Raw genomic sequence first — 10427 nt, 5'->3', positions numbered from 1 at the left:
CTCGGTCAAAAGTTTGCGACACAACCGAGACTACCCTGGAAGTACTACCCAAAACCCGTCGCAACCAAAGGCAGTAGTATACCCGACATGGCTATCGACACACCCATCGGATAGCTGGCTTTTGGTCGCAAGGCGAGCCAGCGGCATTCCGGAAATCCTATGATCGAGCGGCTTGTGATGACAAAAAGCATGCCCACGGCCATGGAAAGGGTGAATGTGTAAAAGAACAGCAAAAGGCTGTAGCTGGGCACGAACAATGTCAGTGCGGCAATTGCCTTTACGTCGCCTCCACCCCACAAGCGTAGCGTGAAGCCAAGAAAACCAACGAAAAATACGCCGACGCCGAAGACCGCGCGATATACCGACTCGTGCAACGATAGAAACACGGGCGCGGACAAGACAAAAGCGGCGAGCATTATCAGCACTAGCTTATTGGATATCCTGAGGTTCTTCAGGTCACTCCAAGCCATTGCAGCCAACAGCGGACTAATGATGATCATAGGGGCGAACTGCGCGACTTCAGGCGACATTTTCGCTACCCGCAGTCGGCGATTGGCGCTTGACCATCGGGGTCAGCAAATCATGGATCAATTCGGGTTGAGACGACGTTCCTGTCTTGACGTAGATATTGCGAAGATGCGTGCGGAGCGTCGAAATTGAAATCGACAGCTCGGACAACAAGGCGTTGTTGTTCAAACCCCGCGCCAATAACAAGCAAACCCGATATTCCGAGCGGCTCAGCCGACAAGGGTTTTCCATCGACAAAATGCTTTTGGGGTCTTTCTTGATCAACTTTCGACGCGTGTTTTTCAGTTTCGCCTCGGAAAACCGGCCAAGAGATCTTTTCTTCCAGCAATCCGACAGAACAGGGCCTAAAACGCTCAGAATTTCTACTACGGTCGAAGAGATGGGGTGGCAGAAATGCAATTCCAGAAAGTCGGCGACACCATTTTGCCTTTCCAGCAGAATGGAAACAGACTCGGAAAATCTGCGGAAAGCATAGAATTCTGACAGATGTTCGTATTCGGAAAGGTCATCGTGTTCTCCGAACCAAGCCGACCCCAGTTTGGCCCGGCTCATGTTATTGCCGCAGATGGCAGGCGCGATGCAAAAGTCGAAACCGCTGAAACTGTCCTGTGCCTGGTTATTGGCGTCGTAACTCAGCACTTTTGCCGCATTCTGATCGCCTAGCAGATCCACCCGGCTGATTGAAACGACATCCGCCTCAATTGCGCGGGCTGTTTCGCGCAGCGCGTTTAGCAGTGGAAATTTCCCCTGAGAGGCCTGGCAAAGGACAGCTACGACTTTAAGAAGTTCTGAAGTCGGTGCCATTGCACCGGGCGCGAAACGATGCGCCGAAAACATACCATTCATACCGTTTAACATTGACCGAAACCCGATCAACCCTTTCGACAAACACCCCCACCCATCGATTGTGTCTCGATTTTTTGTGTGGCCGGACTCCACTTAACTGCTTATAAGTTTAGCCATTTTCCCCTAAGTCGGGCAAAAAGTGTTGGAACAAGGCTTCCGTTTGTTCTCATTTTGGAAACACGATCTGTTTGAACACGTTATTGCAGTGGAACCGGGCACGAATTCTACGCCCCAAAGCCCCGGAAGTATCGAATCATCGAAGGTGCGGCGGTGATGATGATCAGCGTCGGCAGCATCAGCGCAGCCAGAACGGCGGACATCTTTACCGGCAACTGGTTCGCCAGTTCCTGCGCTCTGGTTTCGCGCGAATCCCGCATTTCAGACGCATAGGTGGTCAGGGCTTCGGACATACTGGTTCCGTAGCGCATGGATTGCTGGACGACTGTGGCAAATGACTGGATTTCATCAACCCCTGTACGCCGCGCCATGTCGGACAGCGCAGTTGCACGGGGACGCCCGGCCTGAATCTCGTGCTGAGTGTTCAGAAACTCAAATGCCAGATCAGGGGAGGCCAGCGCCAGTTCGTTTCCGACCCGGGTCATGGCTGCGTCAAAGCCCAGACCGGCGTGAAGCGAAATCTGCAACAGGTCGAGGGCATTTGGAAACGCGTCGCGGATACGTTGCTGGCGCTCTTTGCGGCGACGCTTCAACCAGGCTGTAGGAAGAAAGTACCCAACGGCCGTCAGCAAGCCGATAAGCTGTATGGCATTGGCTTTGCTGATGGATTCAAAAATACCCGTAATCGCGCCGGGAACGGGAATGCCGGGTGTTTTTGAGGCAACAATGAGCAGACCCACAATCATTGGCACGAAAATCCCAAGCCAAACCCGTGTCAGCGTATAGATCCGCAGGGCATTCCGACCGGTCAGCCCGGCCTGAATAAGCTGATCCTCAATCTTGCGCCGCTCAGACTCTTTGCTGGGCAGCGCGGCTTTAAAAAGGCCCTTTGGGGTAGCGATAGTTTCGCGCAACAGTCCACGGTCATTGCGGGCCTCATACCTTTGGGCGCGCAGATTGGCGATGCGGACGGCCGCAGGATGGCGGCGGCTTAACGCCGAGGTTACAGCAACGAATATCAGCAAAACGCCAAGGCCAAAGATGGTCAGCAGAATTGTTTCGGCTGGCAGACCGAAACGAAGCGACATAATTTCCAGAATATGTTCCATGAAACTGCCCTCAGATACGGAAATTGACGAGTTTGTGCAGGATGATGACGTTCGAGACCATCAAAACGACTACCAGTACTGCAAGTTTGATGAATGCGGGATCGTCACTGACGTCGGTGTAATATCCCGGCGCGTTGATCGTCATTAATCCCATGATCACCAGCGGAATGATCGACAGAAGAAACCCGGACAGGCGTCCTTCGGCGGAAATGGCCTTGATCCGCGCACGCAATGCGATGCGCCGTCTGACCACGGTGGCCAGAACGGACACGATCCGCTCCAGATCGCCACCGGTGCCGTGTTGGATCGCCATGCTTGCCGCCAGGTACTGTGCATCTTCCGAACCGACCCGATCAGCAAAGTCCTGAACCGCGTCGGGAAGCTCATCACCAAAACTGATCTGGTCGAAGATGATGCCAAACTCGGACCCTATCGGGTCTTGCATCTCATCCGCGACGGCTTTGATCGAGGTGTTGACCGGGTGGCCAATTTTCAGGCCGCGCGCCATCAGCTCTAGTGCATCGGGTAGCTGACTGGTCAAAGCTTTTTGGCGTTCAGCCTGCCGCGACTTCACAACCAAAGCAGGCATGACCACCCCCAGGATGAGCGCGATCGGTGCCGCCTGCCAGGGCGGCAGGAACATCAAACCGACAGCTGCGATCGCCAAAGTGCCAAACAGGCAGAGCAGCACGAAATTCTTTGCTGAAACATGCAGCCCCGCCTGAATCAGCGTATCCGGCAAACTCCCAAAAAACGGGATCTTTGCAAAAAACCCTGTCTGGGTTTCCGGAAGCAGCAAGGCGAGCCGCTCTTCATCGGAAACGCCTTGCCGGACCATGCGCATTCGGCGGTTCCGGGCCTCGGCGTGGTTTTCACCGCGACGGGCAAAGTGGAACACCCCGGTAATCAGCATGAAAACTCCGACGAAGACGCAAGCCAGCGTCAGATAGTTGAGAAGTTCGGCGGTATTGATGCTGGTCATGCCTCAGCCTCCTGATACTCGGAAAGTCTCGGGTTCGAGATCGACACCAGCGGCTGTGAGCATGTCATAGCATTTTGGGCGAATCCCGGTGGGAACAAACTGACCCAGCACCTCACCACTTTCCGCTCGGCCCTTCTTCTGGAACACGAAGATGTCTTGCATGGTGATGATCTCACCTTCCATCCCGGTTATTTCCGAAATGCTGGTGACGCGGCGCGACCCATCCGCCAACCGCGACAGATGCACAATAAAGTGCAGCCCCGACGCGATCTGGGATCGAATGGCTGCGGCGGGAAATTCGATACCCGTCATCGTGACCATCTGCTCTAGGCGGCCCAATGAATCGCGCGCCGAGTTCGCATGTACAGTCGTCATCGAGCCATCATGGCCCGTATTCATGGCCTGAAGCATGTCGAAGGTCTCCGCTCCGCGAACCTCACCGACAATGATCCTGTCGGGGCGCATACGCAGCGCGTTGCGCACCAAATCACGCTGAATGACCTGGCCGTCGCCGGACGGGGATGGCGGGCGTGTTTCCAGTCGCACAACATGCTCCTGCTGGAGTTGCAGTTCTGCTGCGTCTTCAATGGTGACGACACGCTCGCCATGGTCGATATACGAAGATAGGGCGTTCAACATCGTTGTCTTACCCGACCCCGTCCCGCCTGCGATCAGGACGTTCAGGCGCGCAAATACCAGCGATTGCAAGAACCGCGCGGCGGCATCGTTCAGAGCGCCATTTGCGACCAGCTTTTCCATTGTCAATTTCGACTGGGCGAATTTTCGAATTGAAACACTGGGGCCGTCAATCGAACACGGACGGATGATTGCGTTGACACGGCTGCCATCTTCCAGCCGGGCATCCACCCAAGGCTGGCGCTCATCCACGCGTCGGCCGATCTTGCTGACAATCTTGTCGATAACACGCAACAGGTGCTTTTCATCGCGGAACCGCACCGGCACGCGTTCCAGCAGGCCAGAGCGTTCGACATAGACCGTCTGATAACCGTTAACCAGAATGTCGTTGATAGTTGGATCGGCCAGCAAGGGTTCCAACGGGCCAAAACCCAGAATTTCGTCCAGAAGTTCTTCGACGATACGGTTGAAGTCTTCGGTGTTCAGCGGCCTGCCGGTTTGAGACAAAGCGCCGCCAACAACCCCGGCGACTTCGCGCCGCAGCACGTCTTTCTCAACCTTTTCGATCACCGCAAGATTCAACCGATCCAGCAAAGCCTCGTGCAAAGTGCTTTTGAGCTCAAGCCAATCGGCCAGTTCTGTATCTTCGGCGGCGGTGTCTGGCTGATTGTCCTGGGCCTGTGGTTCGGCACGTTGATTCAGCTGGATAATTTCAGCCTCATTGGCTCGCCCGGTACGTGTAAACTTTTCAAACATCCCTTAGACTCCAATTAAGCTGCGTTGTTTCTCAGATCGGTTTTGCCGACCATCGTTTCATTCATGATTTTCCGACCCATCGTGCGTATCGCCTTGGACAAGGCACAGCTGCCTGAGGCTTGCGACAGCAACTGACCCCGATCCAGCGCCTGCTTTGCGTGGCGCGCGTCGCTTGGCAGCCAGAACCGCAACTCGCGTTCCAGTGCCTTTTGGGCTTCGACATGTTGGCTTAAACGGAATGTCGGTTTCGTTTCCTGGCTGATGACGATCTCAACCGGAGGTTCGAGCCGCTCTTTTGTGAAGAACTCGATCAAACGGCAGGACTGGCGCACCGAAGAGACCGAGCTGTCGCCCACCATCAGCATCCGGTCCGACGCGTTAACAACCGCACCCAGCCAATCGACCAGCACCCGAGGCAGATCAATGACGACAAAGTCGAATTCCAGACGCAGAGTCTCGATCAGCGCGCCGACCTGTTCGCGTGTCAGAACATCCAGAGGAATGAATTCTTCGGGAGCGCTCAGGACTTCCAAACCGGATGCATGTTGCACCAGAGATTGCTGAAGGAACGTCCGGTCTGGCATGACCCCATCCTGGGCCATTCTCAAAAGCCCCGAGGAAGGCTGCAAGTCCAAGGACGTCGCGAGCGTACCGAATTGCAAATCCAGATCGACGACAGCGACCTTGTTTTGCGTTTTTTTCCTGAAGATGCCGGAATACCCCTGCAACTGGTCGGCCAGGTTGATGGACAGCGTCGACGCACCGATGCCACCGCGGGCCGGGCATACGCTGATGATCTGTCCCAATCGCTGCGGTTGCGGCGCATAAATGGTGGGCAACAAAGATCTGTCGACCGTCAGACGCTGAATCTGCTCGGCCAGTTCGTCCTGCCCGATGGGATAGGGCAGAATCTCGTCCACGCCCGATTTGTTCAGCGCGCGCGCTTCGGTCAATGAGATGTCACGGTCACTAAGTGCCAGCAGGGTGCCGCGCGAACCGGCGCTACGACGAAGATCGCTGACAGTTTCCAGATCCAATTCGCCTGAAAAGCTGAACACCAGCAGGTCATTTTCACCCATCAGATCACAGGCGCGGCCGTTTACCGAAGACAATGTTCCGGTATGTGTCTCGAGCGAAAGATCATCGAACCGGTCGACGGCCTGGGCGACTGAATCCTTAATCGCCTCATTATCAGAGATTAGGGCTAATGATTTTTGAGTCATTTTTCAGCTCCCATGATTAGAAATTCAACCGTTGACTCCGCTGGCGAGGTCTTCGCCAGGAAGGGTTGCGCTAAAGTCGGAAAATATCTTGAAGCCCGTGGTCGCGGCGGTCAGCGCATCGGTTTCTGGCGTAGAGCCGCCCAAAACCAGCGCTGCGATCGAACCCAACGGAGAGACGAACCGGAACGGAAGTTCTTCGATTGTCACTGTGACCTTCGGCACGTAAGGGCCACCCAGGAAATTCATTTCCGGGTCGAAATCGTAAGTGAATATGATGTTGCTTTCGTCGAAATCTGCGGTGGGATCGTTGGGAACGGCAAACTGAAGCATGTTCCAGATGTCGGTCACGGTGGTCTGGGCAGCTGCATTCGCGGGGGCCGCACCGTTGCATATGTTGGCGTCCGGTTCGACGCAGACGCCGGATGCGAAACTGCAATTGGTTCCGAACCGCGGGCCGGTGATATCGGTATAGGTGCCCCGGATGTTGGTTGTCGGCACACCGCCACATGCAGGTGGCATCACTGCTGCCATCCGAGCGGCAACCTGTGCTGTCTTTTCAGCCGCAACATAGTGGAAAGCCAATCGGCCGAAATCTATCAGGCCCAGGAATATCAAAAGGAACAATGGCAGGACAAAAGCAAGCTCGATGACCGTAGACCCATCTTCCTGACGGGCAAGTCGCCACATTTCGCGGGTTATCTTGTGAATGCGGCGGGTCATGGTCCAAACACCCGGCTGCGATCTGTGATCGTGGTTTGGATCTGCGCCGTTGCCGAGCCTCCAACCAGTTGGAACACGGGCGTGAATGGCAGATTTGAAATTGTCAGTGACGCGGTCAGTACGGCAACCGGTGTGGGCGAAACGCGGTATTCACCTGCGTTGCCAACGCATTCGAGGGACAGAGAGTCTAGACCAACAGCAATGTCAGTGGTCGAAAGCGACGTCAGAGTATCTGAGACAGCGGTTTGGAAATCGCCGATTGCAGCGCTTGGCGAGGCAGTGCACAGGTCCGACGGGGCGATCCGGCCAACATAACGGGCAGTGTCCCGAACCCCCGTGATCGCATTTTGATAGGACCAGAAAATCCGCCCCCCTTCGACGATCAGGGCAAATGTCACCAACAGGATCGGCAAAAGGATCGCGAATTCGACCAACGCCGCGCCGGACTGATCATTGCGGAACCGGTTGAGGGTTTTTCTGATATGACGGGATGCACCAAACATGATCATTACTCGTAAAGCTGAACCAGATCGTGAACGATGCCGCCGACTCCGGCGCCGCCGATGCCATCCGATACGGTCCGAATGACTTCACCATAGATGACCGCGTTGGCACCGGTGCTGCCGGATTCCGAGGGGCGGATCAGAAACATCTCGATGAAACTGGTGACCGGAATGGTGCCCGACCCGCCGTTAAGCTCGTCCGCATACGTTGCGCAATCGATACCGGCGACGGTGATAACACGGCGCGTAGGATCGGCACGACCGTCTGATGGGGGTTGGCACGAAGGCATGCTGCTTTCAGCTTTACCGCCGGCGGTCAGGATAGCTTCCAGGGCGGCTTGGTTGGTGACCTCTGCATTGTAGATGTCATAACGGGTGCCACCGGTCGGGAACCAAGATGGAATACCGGTTGGGAGAGGGCCGCTGAAATCAGCGCCGTAGTTGATAGTCAGATACTCGGTAAGACCGCCAGTGAACACGCCGTTACCGATACGAGGCGATGGGCAAGTGCCGCTGGCAAAACAATCGTCAAGCGGCAACCCAACGGTCGCGGCCGGATCAAGGTCCCCGTTCGCATCATAAGTGGGCGACAGCTGGCTGGTGCAGTTGTTTCCGTTACCTGAAGTGATCCAACCGTCCAGGACATGCGGAGAAGAGGCGAAATTGTCGACGTCGTAGCGCGAGCCGTTGCTGAACTGCTTGGCGCTGGATTCAAACCGGTCGAAACGTGTATTAAAGCCAGCCACCATGTTGCCCACGCTCAGACCCGGTTTGGTTTCTACCCCTCTTTGGCTGAAGCACATGGAAACAGCGCGCGATGCGGCCAGAGCACATGAATCTTCCTGACCGTTTGGTGCAGGTTCGCAGGCACCAGAATCGTCGATGGCCAGAGTCTGATTGGAAGACAGAAAACCGAAATTTCCGGGACCCCAATGACCATTGCCGCCCTGACTTACCATCCTAATAAGCTGACCTTCCGTCAGATCGAGGCTGGGCTGCGGCAGGCAGATGAACATCGGGGTGATGTCGCAGGCCATCAGGGTGAAGCCTGCCACGGCCTCGGCATTGACACTGGAGAAGGGTTGTGCATTGCCCAACAGACCCGCCGCCGCCGCCGCCAGCGGAGTGGCGACCTCGTGCGTGTCGACGGTAACCCGAACAAATGCTGCAATCGGTCCGCTGTCGGGATCGGTCGAATCCAGCAATTGCGCGGGTTGAGCGGGATCGGTCGCAGTGGTTGGCGGGTTTTCGTAAAACTGCAGCTGGTAATCCGTTGCGCCAGACAACAGCTGATCCTTGTTGCGAACGCCAAAGCTTTGATGGTCGCGGATCATGTTTGCAGCTGCGTTCGTGGCGCGCGCGATTGAATCTGGGCGACCATCCAGTTCCCCCGCAGCCGCAAGGGCGACATTGTCCGCAAAGCTCTGCAATTCCGACTGGGTGGTGGTCACGCGGCCAATGTCGAATGCAAGGGCGGCCATACCGACCATGACCGACAGAGCCACCGCAACAAAGACCAGGATCGCGCCATCTTCGGAGCTGCGGAATTGACGTATGAATTGAGCGAGGGACACGGTCGAAGCCTTCCTTGGTCGATTCAGTTGATGATGGATTCTGTCACTTCGGTGCCGCGGCGGACCCGGATAATCGTTTTGCGCACCGGTTCTTTGATGTCCTGCGCAACGACCGGTTCATCAATCAGCAGATCGTTCAGCCTCGTCATGGCCAGCGTCTTGTCTTCGGTGTCATCAATGGATCGCAAGGTCAGGCTCAGCCGACCGGCACGTTGCGCCAGGGCAAGGCGCTGGACCTGATCCGGGGTCACGGCAACAGTAACCGTGCGCGCAACAACGGGTTGGTCGGTCTGTTCATCAGATTCCTGATCAACACCGATGACCCTGATGTTTTGCAAAATGGTGACGGCTTGCATGTCTCGTTTTTCGCCGGTGGTCATCACCACGTCGACCCGATCCCCCGGGGTGACAAAGCCCCCTACGGCGGTTTCAGCGTCAACCTCGATGGCCATGGCGCGATGATCTGCGCCCAGCGTCTGAACGATGGTGACCTTTTCACCAAAGTCGGAAACCTTGTTGTTCAGGATCAGCTCACCCTGAGCAATTGCGCGACGGGCGCGACGGGTCGGCATGCTGGCCGCAGCAATCAGGTCGTCGTAATCAGTAAAGACGCCCACGGGTACAGCCCCCCGGGGCCAGTCAATGGTCGTCAGCGCGCCGGGCTCGATTTCTTCACCGAACGAAATATCGCGCGATGCAACGACCACGCTTACCATCTCGCTCTCGGCCTCGACATTTGCGGACTGAGTATCGAATTGAATGTAATCCCGAGCGACGTAAACCGACCCTCCGGCTACGACCAGGCCCGTCAATGCTGTGAAAATGGCAGAGAGTCTCATCTGGTGCTCCTTCAGCTATTTCCTGGCGTTTATCGAATGAACCGATCTGAGCGGTTGCACATTGCCAGCGGATCAAGAGAATTTTCCGGGGCGATAAGCACGCGGTGCTGAGCGCACCGCGTGCTTTGTATTCCTTAAGGAATCAGGCCTTCCGCGGTGGTGAACTGACCGTTAACGTCAGCGCCCAAAGCGGTCAGAGTGGCCACTGCAATCGCCGTGACGATGGTCAGGGCGACGCCGTATTCCACGATGGTCGCGCCGCTTTCGTCACGTGCCATGGTCTTCATCATTACATAAAGCTTCAACATCTTACTCTCCTGGTTAACTCACTAGTTACTCATGGATGCCGCCCAAATTCGCGGCGTTTTAACCCCCCCATACCGACGGAGCCTTCCACAAGGTTAGGTCCCGCCATCAGAGCGCCGCATCCTCCAAACCACGGAGAAATACACGTTAAAATTGTAAGATTTGGCAGTTTGGTCGATTCTTTGCCGCAAACTTGCCTGATTCCTTACCGAAATCTGAAGGGCTGGATTCGTGATTCTGTCCCAACCGGCGGGCCGCCAAAGGTCGTGTCGCAAACGTTGGGTCGAA

Annotated in this window: 11 protein-coding genes; all 11 read right to left on the bottom strand. The window is 55.9% G+C overall.

What is annotated here, in order from left to right:
• Positions 1 to 44: 44 nt before the first annotated feature.
• Complete coding sequence (locus ACR0KW_RS23775) at positions 45 to 530, bottom strand: prepilin peptidase (RefSeq protein WP_480807238.1); 486 nt, start codon at positions 528 to 530, stop codon at positions 45 to 47.
• Positions 520 to 1374, bottom strand: coding sequence for a helix-turn-helix transcriptional regulator (locus tag ACR0KW_RS23770; protein ID WP_480807237.1), 855 nt, complete (start codon positions 1372 to 1374; stop codon positions 520 to 522). The genes ACR0KW_RS23775 and ACR0KW_RS23770 overlap by 11 nt, the downstream gene beginning before the upstream one ends.
• 224 nt (positions 1375 to 1598) lie before the next feature.
• Positions 1599 to 2600 (bottom strand): type II secretion system F family protein, encoded by a 1002-nt coding sequence (locus ACR0KW_RS23765; RefSeq protein WP_480807236.1) that lies wholly within the window; start codon positions 2598 to 2600, stop codon positions 1599 to 1601.
• Positions 2601 to 2610: 10 nt separating this feature from the next.
• Entirely contained in the window at positions 2611 to 3582 is a 972-nt protein-coding gene (locus tag ACR0KW_RS23760) for a type II secretion system F family protein (RefSeq protein WP_480807235.1), read from the bottom strand.
• A gap of 3 nt (positions 3583 to 3585) precedes the next feature.
• Positions 3586 to 4974, bottom strand: a complete 1389-nt coding sequence (locus tag ACR0KW_RS23755; protein ID WP_480807234.1) for a TadA family conjugal transfer-associated ATPase — start codon at positions 4972 to 4974, stop codon at positions 3586 to 3588.
• 14 nt (positions 4975 to 4988) lie between these two features.
• Positions 4989 to 6197 (bottom strand): CpaE/TadZ family protein, encoded by a 1209-nt coding sequence (locus tag ACR0KW_RS23750; RefSeq protein WP_480807233.1) that lies wholly within the window; start codon positions 6195 to 6197, stop codon positions 4989 to 4991.
• A 24-nt stretch (positions 6198 to 6221) separates the two neighbouring features.
• On the bottom strand, positions 6222 to 6917 hold the full coding sequence (locus ACR0KW_RS23745; protein WP_480807232.1) for a TadE/TadG family type IV pilus assembly protein: 696 nt from the start codon (positions 6915 to 6917) through the stop codon (positions 6222 to 6224).
• Positions 6914 to 7420, bottom strand: coding sequence for a TadE/TadG family type IV pilus assembly protein (locus ACR0KW_RS23740; RefSeq protein ID WP_480807231.1), 507 nt, complete (start codon positions 7418 to 7420; stop codon positions 6914 to 6916). The genes ACR0KW_RS23745 and ACR0KW_RS23740 overlap by 4 nt, the downstream gene beginning before the upstream one ends.
• A gap of 5 nt (positions 7421 to 7425) precedes the next feature.
• A complete protein-coding gene (locus ACR0KW_RS23735; protein WP_480807230.1) occupies positions 7426 to 8994 on the bottom strand; it encodes a pilus assembly protein TadG-related protein in 1569 nt (522 codons plus the stop codon).
• A 23-nt stretch (positions 8995 to 9017) separates the two neighbouring features.
• Positions 9018 to 9833, bottom strand: a complete 816-nt coding sequence (gene cpaB, locus ACR0KW_RS23730) for a Flp pilus assembly protein CpaB (RefSeq protein ID WP_480807229.1) — start codon at positions 9831 to 9833, stop codon at positions 9018 to 9020.
• A 134-nt stretch (positions 9834 to 9967) separates the two neighbouring features.
• Positions 9968 to 10141: a Flp family type IVb pilin gene (locus ACR0KW_RS23725; RefSeq protein ID WP_480807228.1), complete on the bottom strand. Its 174-nt coding sequence runs from the start codon at positions 10139 to 10141 to the stop codon at positions 9968 to 9970.
• Between the last annotated feature and the right edge of the window lie 286 nt (positions 10142 to 10427).

The organism is Ruegeria sp. CG11 (genome assembly GCF_056537245.1).
This window is presented reverse-complemented; position numbering and strand designations above follow the sequence as displayed.

Bases quoted from the DNA above. Each gene is read 5' to 3' on its own strand.
- ACR0KW_RS23775 (WP_480807238.1), bottom strand. From the start codon at position 530: ATGTCGCCTGAAGTCGCGCAGTTCGCCCCTATGATCATCATTAGTCCG.
- ACR0KW_RS23770 (WP_480807237.1), bottom strand. From the start codon at position 1,374: ATGAATGGTATGTTTTCGGCGCATCGTTTCGCGCCCGGTGCAATGGCA.
- ACR0KW_RS23765 (WP_480807236.1), bottom strand. From the start codon at position 2,600: ATGGAACATATTCTGGAAATTATGTCGCTTCGTTTCGGTCTGCCAGCC.
- ACR0KW_RS23760 (WP_480807235.1), bottom strand. From the start codon at position 3,582: ATGACCAGCATCAATACCGCCGAACTTCTCAACTATCTGACGCTGGCT.
- ACR0KW_RS23755 (WP_480807234.1), bottom strand. From the start codon at position 4,974: ATGTTTGAAAAGTTTACACGTACCGGGCGAGCCAATGAGGCTGAAATT.
- ACR0KW_RS23750 (WP_480807233.1), bottom strand. From the start codon at position 6,197: ATGACTCAAAAATCATTAGCCCTAATCTCTGATAATGAGGCGATTAAG.
- ACR0KW_RS23745 (WP_480807232.1), bottom strand. From the start codon at position 6,917: ATGACCCGCCGCATTCACAAGATAACCCGCGAAATGTGGCGACTTGCC.
- ACR0KW_RS23740 (WP_480807231.1), bottom strand. From the start codon at position 7,420: ATGTTTGGTGCATCCCGTCATATCAGAAAAACCCTCAACCGGTTCCGC.
- cpaB (WP_480807229.1), bottom strand. From the start codon at position 9,833: ATGAGACTCTCTGCCATTTTCACAGCATTGACGGGCCTGGTCGTAGCC.
- ACR0KW_RS23725 (WP_480807228.1), bottom strand. From the start codon at position 10,141: ATGTTGAAGCTTTATGTAATGATGAAGACCATGGCACGTGACGAAAGC.